28 protein-coding genes are annotated in these 25,682 nt (G+C 68.4%); 19 read left to right on the forward strand and 9 right to left on the reverse strand.

What is annotated here, in order from left to right:
* Positions 1-8 precede the first annotated feature (8 nt).
* The 5 genes from fxlM to ACVMYR_RS09320 all read left to right on the forward strand — a co-directional run bounded on the left by fxlM (position 9) and on the right by ACVMYR_RS09320 (position 5,258).
* Positions 9-2,093: a methyltransferase, FxLD system gene (gene fxlM, locus ACVMYR_RS09300; protein ID WP_457121572.1), complete on the forward strand. Its 2,085-nt coding sequence runs from the start codon at positions 9-11 to the stop codon at positions 2,091-2,093.
* Positions 2,094-2,228: 135 nt separating this feature from the next.
* Positions 2,229-3,368: a hypothetical protein gene (locus tag ACVMYR_RS09305; RefSeq protein WP_457121573.1), complete on the forward strand. Its 1,140-nt coding sequence runs from the start codon at positions 2,229-2,231 to the stop codon at positions 3,366-3,368.
* Positions 3,369-3,778: 410 nt separating this feature from the next.
* Positions 3,779-4,114, forward strand: coding sequence for a hypothetical protein (locus ACVMYR_RS09310; protein ID WP_457121574.1), 336 nt, complete (start codon positions 3,779-3,781; stop codon positions 4,112-4,114).
* Complete coding sequence (locus ACVMYR_RS09315; RefSeq protein WP_457121575.1) at positions 4,114-4,533, forward strand: helix-turn-helix domain-containing protein; 420 nt, start codon at positions 4,114-4,116, stop codon at positions 4,531-4,533. Before ACVMYR_RS09310 ends, ACVMYR_RS09315 begins: the two co-directional genes overlap by 1 nt.
* A 5-nt stretch (positions 4,534-4,538) precedes the next feature.
* The gene (locus ACVMYR_RS09320) at positions 4,539-5,258 is read left to right on the forward strand and encodes a helix-turn-helix domain-containing protein (protein ID WP_457121576.1); all 720 of its coding nucleotides are present in this window, start codon (positions 4,539-4,541) and stop codon (positions 5,256-5,258) included.
* Between the two features lie 363 nt (positions 5,259-5,621).
* On the opposite strand, the gene ACVMYR_RS09325 is transcribed toward ACVMYR_RS09320, so the two are convergent.
* A complete protein-coding gene (locus tag ACVMYR_RS09325) occupies positions 5,622-6,296 on the reverse strand; it encodes a prepilin peptidase (protein ID WP_457121577.1) in 675 nt (224 codons plus the stop codon).
* 5 nt (positions 6,297-6,301) lie between these two features.
* Complete coding sequence (locus tag ACVMYR_RS09330; protein ID WP_457121737.1) at positions 6,302-6,619, reverse strand: winged helix-turn-helix transcriptional regulator; 318 nt, start codon at positions 6,617-6,619, stop codon at positions 6,302-6,304.
* A gap of 1,005 nt (positions 6,620-7,624) precedes the next feature.
* Between ACVMYR_RS09330 and ACVMYR_RS09335 the strand changes: the two genes are divergently transcribed.
* The 13 genes from ACVMYR_RS09335 (at position 7,625) to ACVMYR_RS09395 (ending at position 19,056) form a co-directional block, all read left to right on the forward strand.
* Entirely contained in the window at positions 7,625-7,993 is a 369-nt protein-coding gene (locus ACVMYR_RS09335) for a hypothetical protein (protein WP_457121578.1), read from the forward strand.
* Positions 7,987-8,898 carry a hypothetical protein gene (locus tag ACVMYR_RS09340; protein ID WP_457121579.1) on the forward strand — a complete coding sequence of 304 codons (912 nt, stop codon included), beginning with the start codon at positions 7,987-7,989 and terminating at the stop codon, positions 8,896-8,898. The genes ACVMYR_RS09335 and ACVMYR_RS09340 overlap by 7 nt, the downstream gene beginning before the upstream one ends.
* A gap of 156 nt (positions 8,899-9,054) precedes the next feature.
* Positions 9,055-9,660 carry an SAF domain-containing protein gene (locus tag ACVMYR_RS09345; RefSeq protein WP_457121738.1) on the forward strand — a complete coding sequence of 202 codons (606 nt, stop codon included), beginning with the start codon at positions 9,055-9,057 and terminating at the stop codon, positions 9,658-9,660.
* Position 9,661: 1 nt separating this feature from the next.
* A complete protein-coding gene (locus ACVMYR_RS09350) occupies positions 9,662-10,471 on the forward strand; it encodes a hypothetical protein (RefSeq protein ID WP_457121580.1) in 810 nt (269 codons plus the stop codon).
* Positions 10,468-11,856 carry a CpaF family protein gene (locus ACVMYR_RS09355; protein ID WP_457121581.1) on the forward strand — a complete coding sequence of 463 codons (1,389 nt, stop codon included), beginning with the start codon at positions 10,468-10,470 and terminating at the stop codon, positions 11,854-11,856. The genes ACVMYR_RS09350 and ACVMYR_RS09355 overlap by 4 nt, the downstream gene beginning before the upstream one ends.
* A complete protein-coding gene (locus ACVMYR_RS09360) occupies positions 11,847-12,749 on the forward strand; it encodes a type II secretion system F family protein (RefSeq protein WP_457121582.1) in 903 nt (300 codons plus the stop codon). Before ACVMYR_RS09355 ends, ACVMYR_RS09360 begins: the two co-directional genes overlap by 10 nt.
* Positions 12,746-13,642 (forward strand): type II secretion system F family protein, encoded by an 897-nt coding sequence (locus tag ACVMYR_RS09365; protein ID WP_457121583.1) that lies wholly within the window; start codon positions 12,746-12,748, stop codon positions 13,640-13,642. The genes ACVMYR_RS09360 and ACVMYR_RS09365 overlap by 4 nt, the downstream gene beginning before the upstream one ends.
* 67 nt (positions 13,643-13,709) lie before the next feature.
* Positions 13,710-13,901: a hypothetical protein gene (locus tag ACVMYR_RS09370; protein WP_077940439.1), complete on the forward strand. Its 192-nt coding sequence runs from the start codon at positions 13,710-13,712 to the stop codon at positions 13,899-13,901.
* 93 nt (positions 13,902-13,994) lie between these two features.
* On the forward strand, positions 13,995-14,384 hold the full coding sequence (locus tag ACVMYR_RS09375) for a TadE family protein (protein WP_457121584.1): 390 nt from the start codon (positions 13,995-13,997) through the stop codon (positions 14,382-14,384).
* A complete protein-coding gene (locus tag ACVMYR_RS09380) occupies positions 14,381-14,842 on the forward strand; it encodes a TadE/TadG family type IV pilus assembly protein (RefSeq protein ID WP_457121585.1) in 462 nt (153 codons plus the stop codon). Before ACVMYR_RS09375 ends, ACVMYR_RS09380 begins: the two co-directional genes overlap by 4 nt.
* Positions 14,839-15,300, forward strand: a complete 462-nt coding sequence (locus ACVMYR_RS09385) for a pilus assembly protein TadG-related protein (RefSeq protein ID WP_457121586.1) — start codon at positions 14,839-14,841, stop codon at positions 15,298-15,300. Before ACVMYR_RS09380 ends, ACVMYR_RS09385 begins: the two co-directional genes overlap by 4 nt.
* Before the next feature lie 28 nt (positions 15,301-15,328).
* Complete coding sequence (locus ACVMYR_RS09390; RefSeq protein ID WP_457121587.1) at positions 15,329-18,154, forward strand: BTAD domain-containing putative transcriptional regulator; 2,826 nt, start codon at positions 15,329-15,331, stop codon at positions 18,152-18,154.
* Positions 18,151-19,056, forward strand: a complete 906-nt coding sequence (locus tag ACVMYR_RS09395; protein ID WP_457121588.1) for a DUF2637 domain-containing protein — start codon at positions 18,151-18,153, stop codon at positions 19,054-19,056. The genes ACVMYR_RS09390 and ACVMYR_RS09395 overlap by 4 nt, the downstream gene beginning before the upstream one ends.
* Positions 19,057-19,280: 224 nt before the next feature.
* Here ACVMYR_RS09395 and ACVMYR_RS09400 read toward each other — a convergent pair whose 3' ends face one another.
* Together ACVMYR_RS09400 and ACVMYR_RS09405 are read right to left on the reverse strand one after the other, a co-directional pair.
* Positions 19,281-21,416 (reverse strand): M48 family metalloprotease, encoded by a 2,136-nt coding sequence (locus tag ACVMYR_RS09400; protein ID WP_457121589.1) that lies wholly within the window; start codon positions 21,414-21,416, stop codon positions 19,281-19,283.
* A gap of 142 nt (positions 21,417-21,558) precedes the next feature.
* On the reverse strand, positions 21,559-22,053 hold the full coding sequence (locus tag ACVMYR_RS09405; RefSeq protein WP_457121590.1) for a hypothetical protein: 495 nt from the start codon (positions 22,051-22,053) through the stop codon (positions 21,559-21,561).
* Between the two features lie 413 nt (positions 22,054-22,466).
* Between ACVMYR_RS09405 and ACVMYR_RS09410 the strand changes: the two genes are divergently transcribed.
* Positions 22,467-22,631 carry a hypothetical protein gene (locus tag ACVMYR_RS09410; protein WP_396789468.1) on the forward strand — a complete coding sequence of 55 codons (165 nt, stop codon included), beginning with the start codon at positions 22,467-22,469 and terminating at the stop codon, positions 22,629-22,631.
* A gap of 62 nt (positions 22,632-22,693) precedes the next feature.
* Here ACVMYR_RS09410 and ACVMYR_RS09415 read toward each other — a convergent pair whose 3' ends face one another.
* From ACVMYR_RS09415 to ACVMYR_RS09435, 5 genes are all read right to left on the reverse strand, one after another.
* Positions 22,694-23,338 carry a hypothetical protein gene (locus tag ACVMYR_RS09415; protein ID WP_457121739.1) on the reverse strand — a complete coding sequence of 215 codons (645 nt, stop codon included), beginning with the start codon at positions 23,336-23,338 and terminating at the stop codon, positions 22,694-22,696.
* 210 nt (positions 23,339-23,548) lie between these two features.
* On the reverse strand, positions 23,549-23,944 hold the full coding sequence (locus ACVMYR_RS09420; protein ID WP_457121591.1) for a hypothetical protein: 396 nt from the start codon (positions 23,942-23,944) through the stop codon (positions 23,549-23,551).
* Positions 23,941-24,537: a hypothetical protein gene (locus tag ACVMYR_RS09425; RefSeq protein ID WP_457121592.1), complete on the reverse strand. Its 597-nt coding sequence runs from the start codon at positions 24,535-24,537 to the stop codon at positions 23,941-23,943. Before ACVMYR_RS09425 ends, ACVMYR_RS09420 begins: the two co-directional genes overlap by 4 nt.
* A gap of 68 nt (positions 24,538-24,605) precedes the next feature.
* On the reverse strand, positions 24,606-25,025 hold the full coding sequence (locus ACVMYR_RS09430; protein WP_457121593.1) for a hypothetical protein: 420 nt from the start codon (positions 25,023-25,025) through the stop codon (positions 24,606-24,608).
* A gap of 90 nt (positions 25,026-25,115) precedes the next feature.
* Positions 25,116-25,595 (reverse strand): hypothetical protein, encoded by a 480-nt coding sequence (locus ACVMYR_RS09435; protein WP_457121594.1) that lies wholly within the window; start codon positions 25,593-25,595, stop codon positions 25,116-25,118.
* Between the last annotated feature and the right edge of the window lie 87 nt (positions 25,596-25,682).

A 25,682-nucleotide genomic window follows, 5' to 3' on the forward strand; every position in this document is an offset into this window, starting at 1 on the left:
AGAGCGTCGTGGATCTCGATGCTGAACCCGACACCGAGCCACCAGGCGTGGCACCGGTGAGCCGATGGCGCCAGTTAAACCTGACGTTCTCGGACTGGCAGACCGCTGAGGATTTCGCCGCAACACGGCTCGCCGCTGAGCTCACCGCTGCAGAAGACCACCGGGCGATCACCGCCTTCTGGTTCATCCGCAAGAGCGAGACGTGGCGGCTGCGGCTCCTGCCCGGCGACGGGCTCGCCCAGGTCTACGCCCTCCTCGCCGCCATCACCGACGACGACCGCATCCGCAGTGTCACCGAGCCCGTCTACCGGCCCGAGGCGTACGCCTTCGGCGGGGACCAGGCAATGACGGTTGCCCACACCCTCTTCCACGCGGACAGCCGCCACATCCTCGGCCACCTCGCCACCGCCGGCGGCACCCACCGGCGTGAACTCGCCGTCCTGCTCGCCACACGCCTCATGCGCACCGCCGGACTGGAGTTCTCCGAGCAGGGCGACGTCTGGCGGCTTCTCGCCTCGCGCCGGCACCAGCCGAGCGCCCCCGCACCGAGTCCACGGCTCATCGCGGCGGTGCAGCGCCTGATCACCGCAGCCGACGACACAGCCGAAAGCCCGCTGGCCGTCACCCCACGATGGCCACAAGCCCACAAGCAGGCGGGCGCGGACCTCGGCTTCCTCGACCGGCACGGCGCTCTGACCCGCGACCTACGCGAGGTGCTGACCCACCACCTTCTGTTCCTGTTCAACCAGCTCGGCATCTCCGCCGCCGACACCTGGCTGCTCGCGACGGCGGCCGTGACCGTCACCTTCCGCCACCCGTTCGACACCCAATCCGGCTATCAGCCCACCGCCAAGATCGACAGTAGGGTCAACTCAGTGAACACATCCCCCACCGCACCGGGACCGTCGAGTGCCGCGACGCTGCGTGAACAGCTCGTCAGCACGCTCGAACAGCGCGAACACATCCGCTCCGCCGCCGTCGCGCACGCATTCCGTACGGTCCCCCGCGAGCAGTTCCTCCCCGGCATCGACCTGGAGACTGTCTATACGCGCCGTCAAATCGTCACGAAACGAGACCCCAGCGGTGCGGCGTTGTCATCAGCGTCGAGCCCCAGCCTCGTCGCGGACATGCTCGAACAACTCGCCCCACAACCCGGCCACCGCGTCCTGGAGATTGGCGCAGCCACCGGCATCAACGCCGCACTGCTCGCCGAGCTGACCAGCCCCGGCGGCAAGGTCGTCACCATCGAACTCGACCAGGACCTCGCCGACGGCGCCCGCGCCGGCCTCGACCGCGCCGGCTACGACACCGTGAGGGTGATCTGCGGCGACGGAGCCCTCGGCGACCCCGATCACGCGCCCTACGACAGGATCATCATCACCGCCGGAGCCTGGGACATCTCCGCCGCCTGGTGGGAACAACTCGCCGACCACGGCCGCATCGTCGTGCCCCTGCGCGTGCACGAGAGCGGCCTGACCCGATGCTTCGCCTTCGACCGCACCGGCCCCCACCAGCTCGTCAGCACCACGACGCCGCTGGTCTGCGGATTCGTCCCCATGCGCGGCAGCACCGAACACACCGACCACCACGTACGCCTCGACGCCGACGTGGTCCTCAAACTCGACGCCATCGACCAGCCCGATCGCGCCGCCCTCGCCAGCGCCCTCAGTCACCCCCGGCTCGAACGCTGGACCGGCATCCAAGTCAACGACGCCGACCCCATCGGCCACCTCGACCTGTGGCTCCTCGTCCACACCAACAAGCCGTTCGGCCGCCTCGGCGTCGGCGACACCGCCCGCACCAGCGGACTGGTCACCCCCGCCTACCGATGGGCCGGGGCCGCCATCTACCACGGCGGCACCATCGCCTACCTCGCCTTCCAAGAAGGCGGCGACGGCCACCACGAACTCGGCGCGATCGCCCACGGACCGGACGCCAACGCGCTCGCCACCGACCTGACCAACCTCCTCGACCAATGGGACGCCGCAGGCCGCCCCAACCAGCCCACCGTCACCGCCCACCGCGCAGGAAGCCAGCCCGCCGGACGCGGCGACATCAGCCGATCCGACACCATCCTCACGATCTTTTTCTGACCGCATCCACGCCGGGGCGGTGCCCTGTCCTGTCCCGCCCCGGCACCCCAGGGACGAGCGCAGCTGAGACGTCACGCACGACCTGGACCCACCTCGTTGCCACCACGCGGCCCTTCCGCAGCAGATGAGGACACCATGACTCCGTCACTTGCCGCCACCATCGCCGCCCGATTCCCTCTCGTCGCCCGCAAACGACCGCCCGCCAAACCACTGGATGCTCGGGTAGACCGGCTCGTCAGGCTCGCCGAAACCGCACACCGCGAATGTGACCCGGACAAGGCGTCCATGGTGTTCAACGGGGCCGCCCTCCTCGCCTCCGACTGCGGAGACCCCAACCTTGCCCGCGCCTGGTGCCGCCGTCACGCAAGCCTCTACCTCAACCAAGCCCCGCTGAACGGCTACACGGCCCGCTTCGCTCTCGAACCAGTCGTCAACCTCGCTCGCCTCCGCATTCGTGAAGGCGACGGCGACGGCGCGTACCGCCTACTCACCGAGCTGTACGCGGCAATCGTCGGCGGCACTCCCGCCCTCTTGGACGACCTGGAGATACACCCCCGGCAACTTCCCGCTGACCCCGAAGAACTCCGCCAGATCATCAGTTGGCTGCGCGGCACACTGCTCTCCGACGGAACCCGCGCACTCACCCTCGCCGGACGGTGGGACGACGCCGTGGCCCATGTGCGCCGACACGACGGGATCGGACCTACCCTCCTTGACGGACGACAGGTCACGATCGCTACCCACCTACTGCAGGACGAAGGGCCGGCAGCAGCAGCCCTCCTCACGACCACCAAGGTCGAAACGCCGTGGGAGCACGCGGTGCATGGACTCCTCACGACCTGGCTGGAACTGGCTGCGGGTCGCACCCCCGTCGACCACGCTGACCTCATCGATCGAGTGTCGGCCACACCACCAACCACCGGTCTCACCGTATTCCGCGTTCGCCTCGGCCTGACGGCCCTGGACCTCGCGATGAGCGTGCCAACCGGTGTCGCAGACAGTCTGACCAAACACTTAATTGCAGATGCGATCCACGACGAGGACGCCAACGCGGCGCGCGACCTCATCAATCATCCGGCCGTCACCTCCGAAAGCCAAGAGATGCTGCGGTCTTTGATCAAGGCAAGCGGTTTAGGCCAGGGCCGCCTGCCAGCAGCAGCGGTTGATCGACTTTCCTCAGCGCTTGATATGGCGGGAACGGCAATAGATCTTGGCGTCCATCCCTGCCAGCAGCACCGATTCACGCCACGGCAAAACCGGTCGATCTTGCGATAGCCGGGCCTACCTAATTCGCGGAAGCTGCAGTAAGCACAGAAGGCGCCGTTAAAGCAAGGGTGAAGACACTTCGCGCTTACGGAAGCTGGCACCCGCCAGCAGATCTCATCCTTCGCGGTGGTCTGAATCTTGAAAGGGCATTGATAGTGAACGGCGTACCGGGTGCTCGAACGAGGGCTCCACGCAGTCCGAACGACTTGCTGCGGCGCGCACGCCTGGCCATGCGGTCGCCGACGGGGTCAGGTCGTGCGATGTCGCGCCAGGAGGTTGCCGAGGCGGTCAACGCGTGGATCTGGGAGCACCAGAGACGACGTACGTGCCTCGACAGCAGGTACGTCGGCAAGCTTGAGCGCGGCGAGTCCCGCTGGCCGAGATCGCCCATCCGGGCGGGGCTACGAGGGGTCTTCGGCGTGGACAACGACGCCGCGATCGGGCTACATGTCATCTACGGCTCCGGACGGCCGGCCGAGGCCGCGAAGACAGTGCCAGCTCCGGCATGGGAGAAGGAGCCGGAACCCAAACCGCTCACGTCGCCAAACGACCTTGCGGATGTAACGCCCACTGTTCATCTCGGCGTCGCGGCGGGCACGGCGGTCGTGGTCACGGTCGACAGCGGACATGGTGGGCTGGTCCGCGTCGCACTGACCGCGATACCCGAGGGCTTTTCCGACCTCTCGGTGCCACCGCTGCCTGCCAGCGGTGGCGCACGGGTGTACTCACTCGCCGAAAGACGCAGGAGAGCCTGATGGGGCAGCAGCCGGCCGAGTTGAGGCCCCACGCATCCGCCCGCCACTTTCTCGGCGCGGAGCTGCGATGTTGGCGTCAGCAGCGCGGGCTATCGCTGGCACGGCTCGCGGCGCTGGTGTACGTGAGCCCGGACCTGCTCGGCAAGATTGAGAAAGCCGAGCGCGCGGCCAGCCTGGATGTCATGAGCCGCTGTGACCAGGCGCTGGAGACGGGCGGAGCGCTGGCCCGCTTGCGGCGATTCATGGACCACCAATCGGTGACGCAGCCACGAACGGATGCATCGGCGACGATGCCGACACGGTTCATGGTGACCATGGAGATCCTGCCTCTCGGGCCAGTCGACTCCGACGCCGCTCCTCTCGTGAACAGTGGCGGCCGGTCGCGCTTGTACGCACTTCGCGGCGGACGGCACGGATGATCATTATGGATACCGTCCCGGAACCCGTCACTCCTGAACAGATTCGCGACCTGCAGAAGGCGCTGGGGCGGCAGTTGGCCCACTGGCGCAAGGCGGCCGGCATGACCCAGACCGCCCTCGCCAAACGGACGGCCTACTCCCGCAGTTCGGTAGCGAACGTGGAGATCGGGCGAAACACCACCACCCGTGGCTTCTGGGAGCGCGCCGACCGCGAACTCCGGGCGCAAGGTTCGCTGGTGGACGCGTTCGACACGCTCCAGGAACTGATCACCATGCTGCGGGCCCATAAAGCCTGGGTAGCCGAACAAGAACGACTACTACGCCATCAGGCAGCCGTACCGCCGAAGCCACCACCCAGCCTACTGATCACGACTCCCGGCTGCGGATGCAAGGTCACGGTTACTCGTTGGAGAGAGCGGGAAGTCCTTGCGTTGCGGGAGGCACTGCGGCTCAGCCTTGGGGCGTTCGCCGAACGGCTCCGCGTCGCCCTCTCGATCATCGTCGACTGGGAGGACCGCAGACAGCATGAACCGCCGAGTCTGGCGATGCAGGCAGCCCTCGACGACCTCCTCAAACTCGCCGACCAGGACGCCCGGACCCGCTTCGCACGGATTCTTCAAGTGCTGCCGATGAGGTCCACCGACCATGCCGGGGAGCCTCGAACCGGTCGTCCTGCGACGGTGACCGCACTTCAACGAAGCGAGGGACTACAGGCCGCGCGGTGAAGGGAAAACAATGAGCGGGCCGTTGACAGTCATCCCGGGACTGCGCCAGTCGGTCATGTTCGACGTGGCGGTGGCCCTCTACCGACGGCACACCATCGGGAGCCAGCCCAGGGTCTGCAAGGCGTGTGGGCGAGCGGCGCCGTGTCCGGTTCGGCTTCACACCGAACTCGTCATAGCCACCGCAGGCGTTGATCCGCAGCGATTCGAGGACGTTCCACAGCCGGGACACACCGGCTTCCGAGTCGGCGGTCGCGGCCGTCCCATCGATAATGATGCCCTCATGTACAAGCGTGATGGCGACTGATCCCGTCGTCACGCGTCATGGCAGCATCCTACCCCGCCCGCGCCAACTGATCGGTAACGCTATGCGGCAAGTGCCACGGCCAGAGCCCAACCGGCCGCGAGGGCTGGCCCCATAGGAATCGACGGGTTCTTAACGTCGTTCGATCGTCGGATTCTGGCGATGGAAGCGATGGTGCCGTGCAGGAGCAGCCCAGCAAGGAAACCGAGCATCGCTGTATGCCAGCCCAGCCAGCCGAGGTTGAACGCGATGACGCCGACGAACACGACATCACCGAGGCCGAGCTGGCCAGGCAACGCCAAGGCGATGGTAAGCATGATCGCCGCTGCGGCGATACCCGCGCATGCAGCTCGAAGAAGCGGCCCGACATCGCTTCCGGCAAGGGAGGCAATGGTGAAGAGCAGGCCAGATGACACCCACAGCGCGCCGGTGAGGCGATGGGGTAGCCGCCGGCACCGCACGTCGATGATTGCCAGACCTACGCCCACCACCGCAAAGAGCCAGTAAGCCGGCAGCGTGACACCGAGAGGTACGACCTCCCCGGTGACGGCGGCGGCAATGGCGGCGAGAAGGGCGGTAACGATCACCTCTGTGGGGCGAGCGGGACTGCCGGTCCACCAGCCTGCGGGTAGACGTACCGGCCCGGACTCGCCCGTTCCGTACGCGACGGCAGCGATCGGCACGCCGGCCATCGCGCCCGCGAGGCCGAGGCCGATCGCGGTTGCGCCGTTGGTCATGGGTGTCAGGTCCGCTCGCCGCTCGCGCGGTGCTCCCGACTCCACCGATCGATCTCGCCGAGGAGGTCGAGCAGCTCGATGCCACCATGAGTCAGCCTGTAGTCGGCACCGTCGTCGCCCTGGTGGTGCTCGACAAGGTCGTGGGCGCGGAGGTAGGCCAGGGTGTCGGTCAGCGTGCGGGCGTGCACGACATCGGGACTGGCCTGAGACACCGCGTGATGAAGCTTCGAGTAGCGCAGTGGGCCTTCGTGGAGGGCGGTCAGTACCGCAACCGACAGCTTCCGTTTAGCCAGGTTGAGTAGGTGTTCGAGATCGTTCGTCAGCGCAACTCACCTCCCCCGAATCGAGCGCGCCAGCTCAAGACGACAGTCTATGAGGCCGCATAACTGTTCGGCGAGGGTTAAACGTGAGGAAAGTTTAGTCCATTATGGAATTCATTCGGGAGGATGCGGATCTTTCGGGATGATCTTCGCAATCAATGCATCTCGAGTGGCGGGTCAGGTGCCGGCCGGCCTCGGGTCCGAGGCTGTGCGCGATGCCAGCCAATGACGTAGCCGAAGGAGGTGGCCGAGGATGGCCGCCCCCCTGCTGGTCAGACAGAAGTAAGTGTCGGCGAGCGGTTCGCTGTCCAACGAGCCGGCGTGAGGGCCGACCACGAAGCCGTCTGCCACCATTGCCCTCAACAGGGCTGCAGGCTGGGGGGACTCAGCCGCGATCTGGGCAAAGTTGGCGACGCCGCCGCGACGGTGCATCGCTAGCAGCAACTCTAAGGCACCATGCCGGGCCAGCAGGGACAGCGTTTGCTCTGTTCCACTGTGATCGCCCATTGACCCTCCCCACCCTCCCGGCACAGTTATTTTCAGCCAATCGTGGTCACAATTGACGTCGACTTATCTGTCGGGTAGGCGACAGCCATTTTGGTCGCTTTGTGACTATTTGAAGACCAGTTTACCCATAGCGCGTATCTCCGGGTGCGCGAGTCCAGCCCTACTTGAAGCGCGTAGCCGCAGGTACGCACGTAGACATCACTGCGGGGTCAGGGTGTAGACACGACTCGTGACCTTGAGCGAGTCGGCCACCGACGGGCGGCGATCGCGGTCGCAGGCCGGCTTGCAGCCGGTCCGTTCACGAGATTTGGGAGGTATTGGCCGGTGCTGACCCGTCCGCTCGTGGCTTGTCTCGTCGGTGCGTCGGTGCTGTTCACCGCTGCTTGCAACTCCGACGACTCTGACCGGCCAGAACCGACTGCTCCAGCGACATCGCCAAGCCCTACAACCGTTGAGCCGAGCGCCACCGCTGGGAGTGACGCTATCGCCGCGTACCGGGGCATGTGGGATGCCTTCGTGGAGGCGGGCAAAGTCTCGGACCCTGACGCCCCCGACTTGCGCAAGTACGCCTCGGGCCAAGCGCTCAGGTTGATCGTCAATGCCCTCTACACCAATCGGGAGCAGAAGGAAGTCATCCTCGGCCAACTGGTGATTGACCCGAAGGTCACTGCTCTGACGCCCGCCATGGACCCCGCGAAGGCCACGATCTTGGACTGCGTGAACGACGAGAAGTGGCTGGAGCACAAGGCGTCCGGCGGTCTGGCCAACGACGAGGCTGGCGGTCGGCACCGCACGACGGCGACCGTCGACCGGACGGCCGAGGGCTGGCGGGTCAGCTCGTTCCTCCTAGAGGAGGCAGGCACATGCTGACGGGAACGCGACGATTCGCTGCTCTGGCCACCGTCGCGGCGGCTGTCCTCTTGGTGGGGCCAGCAGTCGCCTACGCCGGTGGCGGTACCGGTGGCGTGGAGTGCAGCAAGGACGACCCCCGACCGGTCTGTGACGTCAACGCCGGCACCCCCGGCCAGCCGAGCAACCCTGGAGGCGGCGGCAATGGTGGCGGAGGCCAGGGTGGGGATGGCAAGTGCCGCAACCCTGCCGGCAAGGAGATTCCGTGTGAGCGGGACGGTGCGTGGGCGGGGTCGGATGGTTGTTACTACGCGCCCACCGACCCGTCGTCGTCGACGATCGCGGCTCTCGGGGGTCAGCCTGCGGGTGAGGGTGGTTGGTACATGCGGACCTGCTACGGCGACAACGGTGCGCTCGGTGGTGTGGTGTGGATGGCGGGTGATCCGCCGGTGGTGTCTCCGGCGGTGTTGGCGCGGCAGGCGCGGGCGCGTCTTGACTTGCCGAGGGTCGTCATTCGGATGAATCCGCCTGGTGATCAGCTCGTCAACTTGCCGGCCTGGCTGGCGCTCGACCGGGGGTCGTGGGGGTCGCGGTCGGCGACTGCCTCCGTTCCGGGTGTCAGCGTCACGGCGACGGCGCGGCCGGTGAAGGCGGCCTGGTCGATGGGTGACGGGGTGACGGTGACGTGCGGTGGGCCGGGGACGCCGTGGGTCTCGGGTACTGATCCGGCGAAGGCGTCGCCTGACTGTGGGCATGTCTACCGGCGGTCCTCTGCTGGCTCACCGGGTGGGCGCTACGTCGTGACGGTGACGGTCACGTGGGAGGTGAGCTGGGCTGGGGCTGGGCGGTCCGGCACGGTGCCGGGGTTGACCACGACCGGGCAGGTGCAGACGCGGGTCCAGGAGTCGCAGGCCGTCGTGCGTTAGGCCAACAAAGTCAGTTCGTTCGAGCGCCGTTCCCCGAGGAGGCAAGTCATGGCGCTGGATTCCGTGCGCCCAAAAACAGGTCTGGGCAATCGTACGGCGGCTGCTGCCAGCAGTGTGGGACGTGGGCCGTGGCGGGCCGCCCGTCGGCGTCGCCGGTTGCCGTTCGTCGCACTGGGCGGGCTGCTGGTGATCGTGTGTGTGCTGGCCTTCGCGTACGGGGCGGCGCAGCTCGGTGATCGTGTGCAGGTGCTCGCGGTGGCGCGGCCGGTGGCGGCCGGGCAGCCGGTCACCGCTGCGGACCTCAAGCAGGTCTCCGCCGTCCGTGACCCGGGGGTTCGGTTGGTTGAGGCCGCGCAAGCGGTGGAGTTGGTTGGTCGTACGGCGGTGGTGCCGTTGGTGGCCGGCATGTTGCTGACGCCGGAGTTGCTCGGGGATGCCGCGTTTCCGCCGGGCGGTCAGGTGACCGCCTCGGTGGCGGTGAAGCCGGGTCAGTATCCGCAGGGGCTCGCGGCCGGTGCGAAGGTGTCCGTCTACGTGTCGGCCGCGCGGGACGGTGGTCAGCCGGCTCCGGCTGCCAGCTCGACGGCGAGCGGTTCGACCCCGGCGCGGTTGTCGGCCGTGGTGCTGGGGGTTGACCTCGCCGGGGACGGCCAGGGCTCGACGGTCATCACGCTTCTGCTGGCTGCCTCGGATGCGCCGCCGTTGGCGGCGGCTCCGGCTGGCGGTGTGGTGCTGATGCAGACCTCGCCGGTGGGGAGCTGACATGCCTCTGGTGGCGGTGACCTATGTGAAGGGTCGTCCGGGAGCGACGACGACGACACTCGGGTTGGCCGCGGTCGCGCCGGAGTGGGCGCGGCCGGTGGTGGTGGAGTGCGATCCGGCGGGTGGGGACCTGATGCGCCGGCACCGGTTGGCGGCGGTGCCGAGCGTGGTGGACCTGGCCGCCGCCGCCCGAGGCGCGGCGAGTTCCGCAGACGTGTTCGCCGCCGCGTCGCAGCCGGTGTCGGTGGCCGAGGTGGTGGTGCCGGTGGTGGTCGCCCCGGCGGGTGGGGCGCAGACCCGCGCGGCGTTGCCGGAGTTGACCGGTAGCGGTCGGGCGGTGCTGGCTGCGCCGGATCGGGTGGTGGTGGCGGACTGCGGCCGGTTGGGGCCGGGTTTGCCGGTGTGGCCGTTGTTGCGGCTCGCGGATGTGGTGGTGGTGCTGGCTCGGGCGAACGCCGACGAGATGGCCCATCTGCGGGAGCACCTGGGCGACCTCGTTGATGCGGGCGCTGGCCGCCTGGTGGTGCTGCTCGGCGCGGGCGGCGTGTATTCGGCGGCGGACGTGGCGGATGTCATGTCGACGCACGTGGGGCAGGAGTTGGCCCGCGATCCGGAGGCGGTGAGCGTGCTCGGTCCGTTGCCGGACGACCGGCGGGCAGCAGGGGTGCTCGGCGGGGACCTCGTGGCCGGGCGGCGCTGGCGTCGCCTGCCTCTGATGGCCGCCTACGCGCGGCTGTGGACGGACCTCGGCCCGTTCCTGCCGGTCGCGGCCCCGCAGGCGAGCGACATGCCCACGGAGGCGACCTCGTGACCGGCCCCTTCCTGTCGACCCCGGGTGCCGGGGAGTCCGGCGAGGTCACGGTGGTACGGCGGGTCCGTCGGGACGTCGCCGAGCGGCTGACCCAGGCCGCACGGACGCACGAGACCGCCACCGGTTCGCCGATGCCCGCCGACGAGCGCGCGGCGACGACCCACCGGTTGATCAGTGAGGTTCTGGACGGGTACGCGACGGAGGAGATGAACGCCGGGCGGGCGCCGCTGCGCCCGGAGGTGGAGTCGCGGGTGGGTCGGGCGGTGGCGGACATGCTGCTCGGCGCGGGAGGCCTACAACCGTTGCTTAACGACGAGCGGATCGAGGAGGTCAACGCCAACGGCTGTGACCAGGTGTTCGTCCGCTACAGCGACGGCAGGCGCGCTCAGGTCGGGCCGATCGCCGACTCGGATGCGGAGATGGTGGAGCTGATCCGTCGCCTGGCGGCTGACGCCGGGCGCGCGGAGACCGGCGGCGAGGGTGCCGAGGAGCGCCGCTGGGACCGGGCCGCCCCGGTGTTGAATCTGCAACTCGCGGACGGCTCGCGGTTGCACGCGATCATGTCGGTGACTCGGCGTCCGGCGTTGTCGATCCGTCGGCACGGCTACGTGAAGGTCACCCTGGCCGATCTGGAGCAGCTCGGCACCGTCAACCCGGTGTTGCGGGAGCTGTTGGCCGCTGCGGTGCGGGCGCGGTTGAACGTGCTGATCGCGGGGCGTACCGGTGCGGGTAAGACCACCCTCCTGCGTGCTCTCGCCTCGGCGATCCCACCGGGCGAGCGGATTGTCACGATCGAGGACACCTATGAGCTGGCGCTCGACGCGGACAAGGCCGTGCATCCGGATGTGGTGGCGTTGCAGTCGCGGGAGGCCAACGTCGAGGGTGAGGGCGCGCTCGACATGAGCATGTTGTTCCGTTCAGGGCTGCGGATGTCGCCGGACCGAGTCATCGTCGGGGAGATCCGCGGGCACGAGGTCATCCCGATGCTCAACGCGATGTCGCAGGGTAACGACGGCTCGTTGGGCACTATTCACGCCTCGTCGTCGAAGGGGGCGTTTCACAAGCTCATGCTCTACGCCGCGCAGGCGCCGGAACGCCTGGATCCGGCCACCACCAATCTTCTGGTGTCCGAGGCGGTTCACCTGGTCGTGCACCTGGGGTTCACCGGGCGCGGCGGGGTGCGGGCGGTGACGTCGGTGCGGGAGGTGGTCGGCGCTGACGGGCTGGCCGTGTCCAGCAACGAGATCTTTCGCCCTGACCCGGATGGGCGAGCGGTCCCGGGTGCGCCGCCATCGACCGGGCTGCTGTCGGCGCTGGTCCGGTGCGGCTTCGACCCGGGGTTGCTCGATGAGGCCCGCACCGTCCCGGGTGGGGGGTGGGCGTGATGGTGTTGACGGTGCCGCTGGCTGCCCTGCTGGGGGCCGGAACAGCGTTCGGGCTGCTGCTGGTCGTGGTCGGCCTGTCGCCCCGGGACAACGGGCCCGGCGACTCGAACACGGAGTCGTGGATGTCGAGGCTCGCCTCGACGCGTGGGCCGGTCGACCGGCGTCGGGTAGCCCTGTGCCTGACGGTGGGCGTGGTCGTCGGTGTGGTGACCCGCTGGCCGGTTGCAGCCGGTCTGGCAGCGGCCGGGGCGTGGATGCTGCCGCAGGTCATCGGCCCGGACCGCGACCACGCCCGCCGGGTGGCCCGGATCGAGGCCATCGCCACCTGGACCGAGGCGTTGCGGGACAACCTGTCCGGCGCGGCCGGGCTGGAACAGGCGATCACCGCCAGCGCGATCGAAGCCCCGGAGCCGATCCGCGAGGAGGTGACCCGCCTCGCGGTACGCCTACAGCGCAGTTGGCGGCTACGTGACGCGTTGCGCGGGTTCGCCGCCGAGCTGGCCGACCCGACCGCCGATCTGGTGGTCGCCGGGCTGGTAATGGCCGCGCGGGGCAGCGCCGGGCAACTCGGTGACGTGCTGGGCGAGCTGGCGGCGTCGGCGCGGGCGAAGGTCGCCTCCCGGCACCGCATCGCCGCCGCCCGCAAACGCAACCGCACCTCCGCCCGGGTCATCGTCGGTGCCACCCTGACCATGGCCGGACTGTTGGCACTACTCAACCGGGGCTACCTCGCCCCGTTCGACACGGCGACCGGTCAGCTCGTACTCCTGGCCGCCGGTGGCTGCTTCGCCGCCGCGTTCGTCTGGCTCGGCCGGCTCATGCGCGACCGCGACAACGCCCGTGTCCTGGCCGGTGTCGCCGCGCCAGTCGACGGCGAGGTGGTGCCGACATGACCGGGCTGGTGTTGCTGACCGGACTCGGCACTGGTCTCGGGTTGTGGTTGATGGTGGTGGGCTGGTTCCCCCGCCCGCCTCGGCTGGACAAGGCCCTTGACGCCCCGTACGGGATCGGCCGCGTTGGTGACGCCGCCGGGACTCACTCTCTGGGGTGGTCGGGGCGGTGGGGTCGCCCGGCGGTGCGGTGGTTGCATCGCGCGGGTCTTCCCCTGGCCAGTACCCGCCGCGACCTTGCCACCGTCGACAAGCCGGTCGACGTGCACCTCGCCGAGCAGGCGACCGCAATGGTGCTCGGGCTGCTCCTGCCTCCCGTCGCCGCGACGCTGCTCGTCCTCGCCGGGGTGGGTACCGGCGTGACGGTGCCCGTCGCCGCGTCGCTGGCGCTCGGCATCGCTGGTTTCCTCGCCCCGGAACTGTCGGTGCGCTCGGAGGCCGCCAAGCACCGGGCCGCGTTCCGTGACGCCCTGTCGTCCTTCCTGGACCTGGTCGTCATCAGCCTCGCGTCCGGGGCCGGGGTGGACCAGGCGCTCGACGACGCGGCGAAGGTCGGCTCCGGCCCCGCCTACACCGAACTGCGGTACGCGTTGACCGAGGCGCGGTTGGCTCGGGTGCCGCCGTGGGACATCCTCGCCGCCCTCGGCCGCCGGGTCGCCGTCGCCGAGCTACAGCAGCTCGCCGCCACCGTCGGGCTGGCCGGCACCGAAGGAGCGAAGGTCCGCGCGTCCCTGCGCTCGCGTGCCATCGCTCTGCGCGCCCGGCAACTCACCGACGCCGAGGGCGAGGCGAACGCCGCGACCGAGCGGATGGCGCTGCCCATCGTCGCCCTGTTCGCCGGGTTCCTGATCTTCCTCGGCTATCCGGCGATGGCTGCCGTACTCGGCGGGCTGTAGGAGGCACCCCCAGTTCACCAATCCCGAACAGCCACAGATTCCGTACCCGATTCTGGAGGAGCACGCCATGTCCGCTCTCGTCACCTACCTCGCCGCCGAGCTGCGGCACCGCTGGCAGGCGGTGCGCGACACCAAAGACGGCGGCTACTCCACCGAAGCCGTCCTCGTCACCGCCGTGCTCGTGACGCTGGCGATCGTGGTCCTCGGCATCATCGCGGTCAAGGTCACCAGCAAGGCCAACAGCATCGACCTCGGCTGACCGATGCCGCCGACCATCCGGGAACCCCGCGCCGAGCGCCAGCCCTCCCCGGCGCTCGGCGCGGCCCGACGGCTGCGCGCCCGGTGGAGGCGCGTGACCGCCCACTCCGACGCGGGCGCCGCGACCGCCGAGCTGGCCATCGCTATGCCTCTGCTGCTGCTCATCGTCATGTTCGTCATCCAGGCCGGGGTGTTCATGCACGCCACCCACGTTGCCCAGAGCGCCGCGACCCGTTCGGCCAACGCCGCCGCCGGCTACCAATCCAGCGCTGCCGCCGGCCGAGATGCGGGCGAGCAGACCCTCGCCGCGATCGGCGACGGGGTCCTCAAGGACCCGTCGGTGTCGGTAGCCCGCACCTCCACCGAGGTCCGCACCGAGATCACCGGCACCGCCGCGACGGTGGTCCCGGGCGTGCGGTGGACCGTCCGCGCCACCGTCGTACGACCCGTCGAACGCTTCGTGCCAGATGGGGCCACGCCATGACCTGGGCCGCTGCGTCAACCGGACTCCTCCGACTGCGGCAGGTCACCGCTCTCGGTGACCGGGGAGCGAGCACCACCGAAGCGGCCCTCGTTACCCCGCTGCTCGTGGCCGTCATGCTGTTCGTGGTGCTGTGCGGAGGTTTGGTCTCGGCACAGATGGACCTCGACGCCGCCGCTAGCACCGCGGCCCGGTCCGCCTCCCTCGCCCGCACCGACGCCGCCGCACGCGCCGAGGCAGACCGCACCGCCCGGGAGACCCTCGCCGCCCGCTCCGTCACCTGCCGACAGGTCACCGTCACGGTCGCCACCGGAGGGCTCCGACCAGGCGGCGCGGTCACCGTGACCGTGGAATGCACCGTCCCGCTGTCCGACCTCGCCTTGCTCTCCGTCCCTGGTACCCGCGTCGTGATGGCCACGGCGACCTCTCCCATCGATGTGTGGCGCGGAGGCCCTTCATGACCCCACCCGATGCCCGCTCCCGCTACTGGCAACGGCTACGCGAGCGTGCCGGCGACGACTCCGGCCAGGTGACCGCGTTCGCGGTCCTGATGATGGTCGCCCTGCTCGCCGTGGCCGGGCTGGTCCTCGACGCCGGCCTGGCCCTCACGCAGAAGGTCCGTGCCCTCGACATCGCCCAAGCGGCGGCCAGGGCCGGAGCGCAGGAACTCGACCTGTACCAGTACCGCACCCGCAACGTCGCGGTACTCGACCCGGCCCGAGCCGCGTCGACCGCACGGGCGTGGCTGGCCTCGGCGGGCGCCACGGGCGAGGCCACCGCGACCACGACCACGGTCACCGTGACCGTTCGGCGGACCAGCCGCACCCAGCTCCTGCAGATCGTCGGCGTGCGGCAGCTCCACGTGTCCGCCTCCGCGAGCGCCACCGCCGTGCAGGGCGTTACCGGCCTCAACACCTGAGCCGCACCTTGGGAGAGGACGACCGCGCATGTCCCGCACCATCGCCGCCATCGCCCGGACCGTGCGCGCCCTGCTCGCACTCGCCGTGCTGGCCGGCTTCACCGCCGGGGTGCCATGGCTGCTGACCGTCGCGGCCGGCTGGCCCCTCGACTGGATCGGCTGGCCGCAGCCCGACGCGGTGCCCACGCTGACCGACCTACGTGCCGCGATCACGAGCCCATGGTCGGACACCATGGTCTTCGCGCTGCTGGCCACGATCGGCTGGATGCTGTGGGCGCAGTTCCTGCGCGACACCACCATCGAGATCATCGAGACGTCCGCCGCCGCGAGAGCCAGCCGGCACGGTCAGCCCCGACCCCCGGCGAGTGGACGCGGCCCGATCCGCTGGGTCGCCGCTGTCCTCGTCGGCGCGATCGTCGGAGCCGTGCTGTTCGACGCCGCCCGCGCCGTCACCACCACCCCCACCGCTGGTGCGGCTGCCGCCGACGCCGCCGCACGCCGCCCCGCCGTCGCCCCGGCACACCCCGCCGCCCTGCCAACCGTGGAACACGGCCCACGCCAGGCGCTCACCATCGGCGTGTCCGCCACCAGCACCACCGGCCCGCTCACCACCCACCGAGACAGCCCTGCCGCCGTTCCGTCCTGGGCACGAGACGCCCCGGGCGGCACACACCGCGTCGTCGCCGGAGACAACCTATGGGACCTCGCTGCAAAGCACCTCGGCGACCCGCACCGCTGGCGAGAGATCTACAAACTCAACCGAGGACACGAACAGGCCAACGGCTACGCCCTCACCGACCCCGACGAGATCCACGTCGGCTGGATCCTCGCACTCCCCGCCCACAAGGCCGCACCAGCAACCACCCCACCCCACACCCAGGACCCACCGCCCGACAGCCCCGACACCACCGCGCCCGAGGCCAACGAAACAGCCCCGGCCGTCCCACCACCTGCGCCGCCGGCCAGCGCCACCACCCCGGAGCCGAGCCCTTCACCGCCTACCGCCGAACCAAGCGCACCCACCGACTCGGCCGATGCCGCCACCCCCGCGCCGGACACCGACACATCCGACAACCAGCCGACCGACGCAGCCGGAATCACGCTGCCAGCGCAGGGCTGGATCAGCCTCGGCCTGGCCGCCGCCATCGCCGCCCTAGCCGCTCTGCTGCGCCTGCAACGACGCCGCCGCGCCCGGCTCACCTTCCCCGCACCGGTGCGCACCGCGCCGCAACGCTCCCCTATGCCACCGTTTCTGGCCCCCGTCGACATCATCGGCAGCCGCCACCTCGGCCCCAGCAGCGACCACCGCCCCGCCAGCCCCGCCATTGCGGCACCAATCGGCGTCAACTCCGACGGCACCGAGATGAGCCTGTTCCACCTGCCCGGCCCCGGCGTCGCCCTACACGGCAACGGAGCCGCACCAGCAGCCCGCGCCATCCTCGCGTCCGTCCTGACCAGCGGCGCGGTCGAGACCGCCAGCACCCGCCCGGTCGTGGTCACCACCGCCAACCTACTCGCCCAGCTCCTGCCCGAGGACGCCCCGACGGTCGGGCTGGACCCCGACGGCACCGCCTACGACGGAGAACGCCTCATCGTGCTCGCCGACACCGCTGCCGCGATCACCCACGCCGAGGAAGAGATGATCAGCCGCCGCCGGCTGCTGGACACCTTCGACGCCGAGACGATCACCGACCTCAACGCCCGCACCGACCACGCCGAGACGCAACCGCCGTACGTGCTGCTCATCGACTCCAGCCCCCGGCACGCCGCCCGTCTCCAAGCCGTCGCCACCCACCGCGCCACCCTGAACCTGCACCCCGTCATCCTCGGCCCGCACGACGGCATCCCCACCATCGAGATCAACGCCGAGGGCATCACCAGCAGCGACGACGAACCCTGCAGGGTGGGACGGCTGTCCACCCTCGGCGCGGATGAACTCGCCGCCATCCTCTCCATGCTCACCGACGCGATAGCCCGCCCCGAAGCCGGCGCTGACGTCGACGACCCGCCCACCGAGACCTCGCCGGCCGCGGTGACCGTCGAGCCGCACGAGGCCGTACCGGCCCAGGCCGACGACGCGGCGGCCCTGGTCCGCCTCCGAGTGCTCGGCCCGGTCACCGTCGCCACCGACGCCGGTCCGATCGCCACCGGAATGCGCACCGGCTCCTACACCGCGCTCGCCGTCCTCGCCGCCCACCCCGCCGGCCGCACCCTCGACCAACTCGCCGCCGACCTACACCCCAACGCCGACCCGACCGCCGCCATCAAACGCGTTCGCACCGACATCACCTCCGCCCGGCGAGTGCTCCGCGCCGCCACCGGCCACGACGAACCCATGTTCATCGTCTACGACCCCGCCACCGGCCGATACCAGCTCGACCCGCAGACCGTCACCGTGGACCTCTGGCAGATGCTCACCGCCATCGACCAAGCCACCACCACCGACGACGACACGGCGATGCTCACCGCGCTACGCCGAGCCACCGAGCTGTACGCAGGTGACTTCGCCGAAGGCCACGACCACCCATGGGCCACCGACTACGCCACCAGCTACCGCCACCAGATCCTCACCGCCTACGCCCGCATCGCCGAAATCCTCGAACCCGACCACCCCGACCAAGCCATTGCCGCCCTCGAACACGCCACCGATCTCGACCCCGTCAACGAAGAGCTGTACCAGCGGATCATGCGCATCCACGGCCGACAACAGCGCCCCGATGCCGTCCGATGCACCCTGCGCCGCCTGGAGGAACGCCTCGCCGGCCTCGGCGACGCCGAACCGTCCCAAGCCACCCGCCGCGTCGCCGAACGCCAACTCCGACCCGCCGGCACCGTTCCCGGAGAACGGCCATGACCGCCACGCGGCTCCAGCGAATGCAATGGGCCGTGCGGGCAACGCTGGCCCTCGGCGTAGCCGCCTCGGTCACCGCGAACATCCTGCACGCCCAACCGAACCCGATCTCCCAAGCCATCGCGGCATGGCCACCGATGGCACTACTGATCACCGTCGAGTTGGTCACCCGGGTACCCGTGCACCGGCGTTCACTCGGCGTCATCCGAGTCGTCGCCGCCTCGGCTATCGCCGCTATCGCCGCGTGGATCAGCTATCACCACATGGTCGGAGTCGTCGCCCGATACGGCGAGACCGGCACCGTGCCGTACCTCCTACCACTCTCGGTGGACGGGCTGATCATCGTCGCCTCTGTCTCCCTGGTGGAACTGGCCGCCCGCCGCCGCGAAGCCGAACCTCAACCACACACCGTGCCGGCCGAGGCATCAGCGGCACCACATCCAGGCCAACCCATCGCATCGACGCCCGCCGAGCCCACACCTGCCACCAGCGACACTAGCCCACCCCGCCAGAGTCCACTGTCCGAACCACCTCTCCAGGATGTCGACGCCGACGAATCGGCCCACGGTGGGACTCCTGACGCTGCCGGCTCCCGGGACGACGCCCAGGAAACGGACGGCAGCGAGACTGATGCTGACCTTGATGCAGAACCTGACGATGACGACCCATCCGACGAAACCGACGACATCGACCTCGCCCCGGACCTGGTGCCGCTCCTGCCCGCCGCACGCACGGCCCGTGACGAACTGACCCGCGAAGGCCACACCGTCAGCCGGGACGCCCTCGCCCGACGGCTACGCCAGAACGGCCATTCCATCCGCAACAGCGCCGTCTCACAATTACTCGCCACGCTGCGCCAGGAGACGCAGCCGGTCAACGGCACCCGACCCACGGCATCGGTCTAACGTGCCGACATCAGCTCACCGCGGGATCAGACACGCGAGCAGGCCCCCCATAGCCGACCGAACAGTTCTTGCCCATCCTCCCTGTACCCACAGCAGCATTCCCGGCACTGCTGTCCCCTGTCCAAGCGTCCACACCACACCCACAGGCAGAGGCCTCACTGGGTTCTCCGCCCACAAACTCCCAGATTAAACACCCTTCAACCGACTCGGCCCCACCCGGGTTGTCATCGCAGCAAGAACTCCACAGCTATGGTCATCACGAGAGCGATGGCCATTCCGTATCGCTCTGACGGCTTTCGGGCTCCTTCCTGGGCGTCAGCAACTTTAACCACCGCGAGCCCGACGAGAGTTCCGCCGACCACTAGACCTATCGCGAGAATCCATATCTCGTGCGCAAGGAGCAGCGCCGGAGCTAGAATTGCCAGAACGTGCCTACTGCCCCTGTCGATCAATATACCAAGCGATCCGATGATTGGGATAATACATAAGAGGGATAAAGCGACAGCGAGGCGCACATAGTCTTCCTCATACCCCATTGCTGTTATCGCCGCCAACGCGGTGATGACGTATGCCGTCAGCACGATAGATCTCCGCATCTGCCAGCCCATTAGATCCGCCCAGGCTAATCCGAGTGCGGACGTGACGGTGATCAGCAAGAAGGGTAGGTACGGAGTTGACGCCCCGACCAGCGCAACGAGGCCGATCGAGGCTAGGGCAAACACCAATAGCGCGGCGGCCCTTGCTGGTGCCATAGCCGTGGCTGCCGAATCTAGGACACTCGGGGCTTGCGGCATCGTTACAAGAAAAGGAGACGCGGCGCGATCCGGCCGGATAGACGCACCCTCAGGTGCAACCTGAAGACGAGTTTGATTGTCCTCACTAGCGATCATATGGCGCGACCGAAGTCCCTGAAGCCAAACTATCAGCAGATAGAACACGGCAATGCCAACCAAGGCATACGTATCCCACCGTTGGACTAGGCCTACGGCAATAGCGAGTTCGTGATTTACAGGCGGAGGCAAAGCGTTTGGGAATAGGGGGGCACTTTCGGTGGCGTACTGCAACGATTGTCGCGCCCGCAGCAATGTCGAAAATAGGTAGATCCCGGCCCCAATTCCGGCACCGAGCACTGACGCTACGATAACCCCAGCCCTATAAGCCTTGCAGTCGGACGAGACTGGTGCCATACGCAACCTGAGCCAGCCCGCTAGAGCGAGGTAAAGTGCGAGCAAGACAATGCCGCCCATTGCCATTAGCGAGTACCACGCTAACGGAATAAGCGGCCCACCCTCATCAAAGGAGGTCTGGGCTGGCAAGAATCCGCCGGCTACGACACCAGCAGCTGCAGCCAGGCCCGACACCAGGCCAGTTCGAGGCCGGCGACGCGCGATTAGATCGAGGTGGATGTTGCGCCAGATGCCGACGCACAAAATTCCACCGAATGCTGCTCCTACGATCGCACCGCTAACTCCATACCTATTGATATTCAGCCATGGAACGCCGGCCTTCGAGATGAGAAGCGCGAAATTTGCTACAAGTACGCTGGTAGCAATTCCGGTAAATGCAGCAGCTAGCGGCGTGAACTCTAGTGCCCTTCTGCGGTCATCTAGAGCGGCCAAGCGATCGCGAGGTTCAGGGTGTCCATCGAAGAAGCGAAGGTAGCGAGGCTTGATTGTCCCCTTAGCCTGCAACGTTGCCTTGACAGCGGCGACACCAACCATGTCACCGGCGTACATGTCGGCCCTGAACTCGCGGCGACGCAGGTAGTCGCGCAGCATACCCGTTGCCACCAAAACCGAGGCAAGGAACTGGATGGCCATGACGGCGGCCAACATGATGTCGATCGCGAAAGCGACTATGCCGAAGATAAGCACTGCATACAGCGTACCTGCCGCAACGACCGATCGAAAGACCGCGAGGGATCGGTAGTAGAAACTGACATCGTGATCGCGAAAATGAAACAGCTCGTGCTGTAAGACTGCATCGAATTGCACTCGGTCCCGAGTGTAAGCGATGAACATTCCGTGACTAAGAGTCATCTTCGGATCGCTCGCGCGACCGAACGCTGCCGGCGTGGCTCCTGCACGTGTATCGTAGTACAGGCGTGGCGTGATCCGTAGCCCCGAGGCTGCACTTTGGTGGGCGACCACGGCATTGAGTTCGAGGTTATCTTCGAGCGGCAAGGGATTGATACCCCGACGATGCATTCGCCAGGCCGACTGCGCATGGTAAATTCCGTATGCAATAGTCAGTAAGCTGAGGCCGCCGATCATGGCTACGGCAGAGCGACGATCTGATGGCGCCTTGCATAACAGGTAGGATTCGAGCCAAGCTGATCGATCGACCTCTAAATCGGTCATGGGAACAGCGCTAGTCGCTGCGGCAACACATTCCTGGTGGGCGTTCCCGTCCCCCTGCATGAGATCCGTAAAGAAGAATGAGGTGCTACAGATCATTAGGATCGCGAAGATGAGACGCACTCGCACGTCAGACGCAAACTGATCAGGGTTCATCTATTTGATCACTCGTCGATAGTGCCAGACTTCCGACCAACGCGTCAGCAAGATTGCTTGCCGTAGCCTCGGAAAGGCGCATTGAACGCGCCTTTCGATATGCGGCGTCACGAACAAGCTGCAACTGCTCGGGCGTCAAGCTTGCCGCTATCGACATTTCGACGGCCGCTGCGCCTTCCGGAGAAGATCGGTTGAATATCCTCTTGACCCACAGCCTGATTCGATCGCTGGATTCCGCCCGAATGGCCTCTCCGGCTTCCGTTGCCACGAAGGTGATCACCGACGAAGCGATTGCTAGCGCATATGGCGTTATCGAGGAATCAAGCCCCCCAAACCCCGTCGCGTCATCGGCGCCCCCTTGACCTATCCGACGAACCATCGCTGGATTCGCACGGTAAGCCTTCAGATAAATTTCAATAGCGGCCAGTTCATCAGGCGCGGTCCGCCGAACCATCGATCTGGTGAGGAATTCGACGTCGATCAAGGTGGGCCGAGGCTGTTCCAATTGAATCTCGTCTCAGTGCAAGGGTCGTCGCTTTACGGGGAGCGGCCACCGAATCTCAGCGTTGCCGTCTTGCCGCCTTGACAAGCCGGACCGCTACCACGCGCCTGGCAGGCTAGCGGCTGTTCGGCGGAGAGAACATAGCTCTCCTGTCGGCTGTCCATGATCTGACGCTGTTGGGGCAGGCGAAGTCGCCCTGGACCTAGGCATGGGTTTCGTTCCCTACCTCTCCCCTTCGATCGCCGGCTCGTGTGAACAGACGAAGTGGGTCCGGTCATGCCGCACCAGCCATCCGCTCACAAGCAACGGTCTTGATCGCGCCGTCGAGGTCAGCATGGATAGGCGCGGCTGCCATAGACGGGCACCACGCCGAACGCTGCCAGAAGGGATCACAGATGACCGACGCAACGCCCGGCCTCCGTACGATCGAGGTCGCTGACGATGTGTACGACGTGCTGAAGCGCACCGCCGACAGCCGAAACACCGACATCAACGGCGCGCTGCGCTACCTGATCGAGGTTCCGACGCCTCGGCCTGCCGCAAACGACGACGAGGACTGAACCACTCGTACGACAGGTGCCGCCGGGGCCAGGCTGACCCGACTCGGCGGCACCTGTCGTACTCAGGCCGTCTGGCCGGAAGAGGTGCTACTTGCCACGCACGCGGCGGCAAGCAGTCGCTGCGCCGTGCGCTCAGTGATGCCGAGCTGCTGAGCCAGCGCGACACCGAGGCCACGCCGGTCGTGCCCGGTGCGGTCCGCCTCGGCCAGGAGCGCGGTGGCGGCGGAGAGTCGAGGGTCGTCGGCGTACGGGTGCGGTTTGCGGGCACCGGTGGTGCCGGGGGTGCGGCCGGTGGACTGCCGACCCGTACGGGCGTCGGCCACGGCCCACACGGTGCGCCGGAACCACAAGCGACGCACTCGCCCGTCCGGCAGCGTCTCGACTCGGTCGGGGTGGTCGTACAGGGTGTCGGGCAGGTTGCGGTACGAGCCGTAGCCGAGGACCCTCGCCGCTGCGCCCGAGCCGATGAGGTCGTCGGAGTCGCCGCGGCGGTCGACCCTCGTCAGCTCGGCGCGTTTCGCGGCCTGGTGCGCGGCGTGGAATGCCTCGATGTCGTCGAGCCAGAACCACTCCCGTCCGTCGTGCTGGAAGCCTTCAGGGAAGCCGAACCGGGCGCGGTGGCGGTGCCAGTGGTTGACCGTGGAGTACGCCGCGCCGGTGTGCGCGGCGACTCCGGCTCGGTCGAGGGCGGGCCGTCCGTCGATCATGCGTCGTGCCACGCCCCCATCCTCCCTCCGGTGGTGGCTCGCTGCCGGTGCCGTGCCGTCGAGGCGGGTACGGCTCGCCGTAGGATCGGCGGCACGCCCCGGCTCGGGTAGAAGCGGCGTTGTGTCCGTAGGTGGCCCGGAGTGGGCGAGGTGGCCGGTCGGGGTTGCGCGCACCCTCGGGTGTGCCCGCCGGCCACCGACTCACCCCGGCTACTTCGGTGGGCGCAGCACCTTCCAGGCGACCTGCGCCATGCGGTCGATGCGCAGCGCGGCGAGTTTCGCCTGGGTGGCGGGTTTGATCGCGTCATAGACGGTCAGGATCGCAGCGGCGGTGGTCGCGTCCACCACCACCCCGTCGATCTTGCGGAAGTTGCCGTCCTTCGCCTCCCGCAACAGCTTGATCACGCGGGGGTCGCCAGCGGTCGCGTCGTCGGGAAGCGCATCGATCTCGGCCAGAGACTCGCAGTCCGGGCAGGTGACGAGGTGCGGGTCCTCGGTCACGCGGCTCAACGGCACGTCGACTGCGCCACACACCGGCCCCGTCCGGCGGCGGCCCTTCGCGTGCGTGAAGGCAGGCCATCCGTTCCGCCCTGTGGTGTCGGTCATGGTGCCTCCCCCGTCGGGTGGGTCCAGATGCCGAGGTGGTGCCCCGGCGCGATGCGGCCTCGGCCGGGGGCGAGGGTGCCGAACACGTCGGAGTACCGCTCGTGGAGCTGTCCTCGGGTACGCATGAGGTGTTTGCCTCGGGTGAGCTTCGCGGGCAGGGATTCGACCACCCGGCCGATCAGCCCATACAGGTCCCGGGCCTCGATGAAGTCGGCGCATCCGTCGCACGCCGACCAGCCTTCGCCCCACGCCTGGCTGAAGGCGTGTTCGGTGTCGGTGCGGCGTACTCGTGCCGCGTGGTGCTGAGACTGGTAGTCGCCTACGGCGATGCCCTGTGCGGTGACTCGGCGGGCGTCGGTGATCTGGTTGGCGCACCGGTAGATCCAGGCGGCGTCGGGTGCGGAGCAGAAGTCGCACTCGATGATCGGGTCGGGGATCTCGGTGATGGGTACGGGCTCGGGCCGGTGGTCGCTGCGCTGGCCGCGCTGTTCGGCCGCGTGCAGGTACTCGACGATCATGCCGAGGTTGTTGAAGCGGATGTTGAGCGCGCGGCGGCAGCGGCGGCAGTAGAGCGACTCCGGGACCGGCGCCATGCCCGCGTCCGGCGCTGCCGGCTCGGGGCGACAGCCGGCTTCCTCCGGGTGCGGAGGGCGCGGTGGCATTACTGGTCGCCTCCGTTCTGGTTGCGGGTGCGCTGCGGCCATGCGGGGTTGGCGGGGTCGAGGGTCAGCCCGAGGCGCAGGCTCGCGAGGTCGACCAGCCGCCGCAGCAGGCTCGCGCTTCCGGAGCTGAGGTCGGCGTCGTAGTCATGGGCAATGCGGCAGGCGAAGCGCAGCGCCACGCACGCGGCGGTAAGCGCGGACTCCAAGGCGGCGCGGTCGTCGGCCCGCGTGGCTCGCCTGACGTTCGCGGCTGGGTAGGTGCGCTCGTCGCCGTTGGGGAAGCGGAGGGTGTAGCTGCGGGCGTGGGTGGTGTGCGGGGTGGAATAGCGGACCTCGGTGATGGTGCCGAGGCGGTATTCGACCGGGTCGGTCGGCTTGATCACCCGGGCGGTGTCGCCGTACTCCATGGATCGGTACATCGGTACTCCGTGGTGAGTCAGAGGGGATGTCGGATGGTGTGCCGTGCGGCCCAGGGGTCGGACCCTGGCCGCGCGGCACACCGGCAACGGTCAGGACCGGGCGAGCGGTTGACCGGCGGAACCGTCCGGGGTGGCCGGTCGAGCGGCGGCTCCGGGCGGGGCGAACGGCGGGGCGGCCTTCACGTACGGCAGGCCGGGATCGAGCTTTTGCCCGATTCGGTCGAGGCTGACCGCCCCGTTGGCGGTCAGGTGCGCGCCCACGGCGAGGGCCTGCGCGCCGGTGAGCAGCACGACGAGGCGGCGGTCCGAGGTGTCGTGCACGTGCAGCTCGACGTGACCGTTGGTCAGTGGCCGGACCGGCATGAACCGCTCGACGTGCACCGCGCGGGGCAGTCCCGCGCGGATCACCTTGACCAGTTCCCGCCAACGCTCGTCGACGAGTGCGTCGAATCGGGCGGCGCGTTCGGTCAGAGCGGCGTGTTCGGCGTGGCTGGTGGAATGTTCGGCCAGCGCGCGGGCGACCTCAGCCTGCGCGAACTGGGCGCACACTTCGTTTGCCAGCGCGATCACGGCCGTGTCGGTGGGCACCGAGGCGGGCGGTGGCGCGACGACCGGCTCTGTGCGGACTTTCGCCGTGCCGGTAGCGCTGTGCACCCC

The sequence above is a fragment of the Micromonospora sp. PTRAS2 genome (genome assembly GCF_054052245.1).

Bases quoted from the DNA above. Each gene is read 5' to 3' on its own strand.
- ACVMYR_RS09325 (WP_457121577.1), bottom strand. From the start codon at position 6,296: ATGACCAACGGCGCAACCGCGATCGGCCTCGGCCTCGCGGGCGCGATG.
- ACVMYR_RS09385 (WP_457121586.1), top strand. From the start codon at position 14,839: ATGACCCCACCCGATGCCCGCTCCCGCTACTGGCAACGGCTACGCGAG.
- ACVMYR_RS09425 (WP_457121592.1), bottom strand. From the start codon at position 24,537: ATGGCGCCGGTCCCGGAGTCGCTCTACTGCCGCCGCTGCCGCCGCGCG.
- ACVMYR_RS09380 (WP_457121585.1), top strand. From the start codon at position 14,381: ATGACCTGGGCCGCTGCGTCAACCGGACTCCTCCGACTGCGGCAGGTC.
- ACVMYR_RS09390 (WP_457121587.1), top strand. From the start codon at position 15,329: ATGTCCCGCACCATCGCCGCCATCGCCCGGACCGTGCGCGCCCTGCTC.
- ACVMYR_RS09410 (WP_396789468.1), top strand. From the start codon at position 22,467: ATGACCGACGCAACGCCCGGCCTCCGTACGATCGAGGTCGCTGACGAT.
- ACVMYR_RS09430 (WP_457121593.1), bottom strand. From the start codon at position 25,025: ATGTACCGATCCATGGAGTACGGCGACACCGCCCGGGTGATCAAGCCG.
- ACVMYR_RS09370 (WP_077940439.1), top strand. From the start codon at position 13,710: ATGTCCGCTCTCGTCACCTACCTCGCCGCCGAGCTGCGGCACCGCTGG.
- ACVMYR_RS09305 (WP_457121573.1), top strand. From the start codon at position 2,229: ATGACTCCGTCACTTGCCGCCACCATCGCCGCCCGATTCCCTCTCGTC.
- ACVMYR_RS09400 (WP_457121589.1), bottom strand. From the start codon at position 21,416: ATGACCGATTTAGAGGTCGATCGATCAGCTTGGCTCGAATCCTACCTG.
- ACVMYR_RS09315 (WP_457121575.1), top strand. From the start codon at position 4,114: ATGGGGCAGCAGCCGGCCGAGTTGAGGCCCCACGCATCCGCCCGCCAC.
- ACVMYR_RS09420 (WP_457121591.1), bottom strand. From the start codon at position 23,944: ATGACCGACACCACAGGGCGGAACGGATGGCCTGCCTTCACGCACGCG.
- ACVMYR_RS09365 (WP_457121583.1), top strand. From the start codon at position 12,746: ATGACCGGGCTGGTGTTGCTGACCGGACTCGGCACTGGTCTCGGGTTG.
- ACVMYR_RS09335 (WP_457121578.1), top strand. From the start codon at position 7,625: ATGTGGGATGCCTTCGTGGAGGCGGGCAAAGTCTCGGACCCTGACGCC.
- ACVMYR_RS09395 (WP_457121588.1), top strand. From the start codon at position 18,151: ATGACCGCCACGCGGCTCCAGCGAATGCAATGGGCCGTGCGGGCAACG.
- ACVMYR_RS09320 (WP_457121576.1), top strand. From the start codon at position 4,539: ATGGATACCGTCCCGGAACCCGTCACTCCTGAACAGATTCGCGACCTG.
- ACVMYR_RS09415 (WP_457121739.1), bottom strand. From the start codon at position 23,338: ATGATCGACGGACGGCCCGCCCTCGACCGAGCCGGAGTCGCCGCGCAC.
- ACVMYR_RS09340 (WP_457121579.1), top strand. From the start codon at position 7,987: ATGCTGACGGGAACGCGACGATTCGCTGCTCTGGCCACCGTCGCGGCG.
- ACVMYR_RS09350 (WP_457121580.1), top strand. From the start codon at position 9,662: ATGCCTCTGGTGGCGGTGACCTATGTGAAGGGTCGTCCGGGAGCGACG.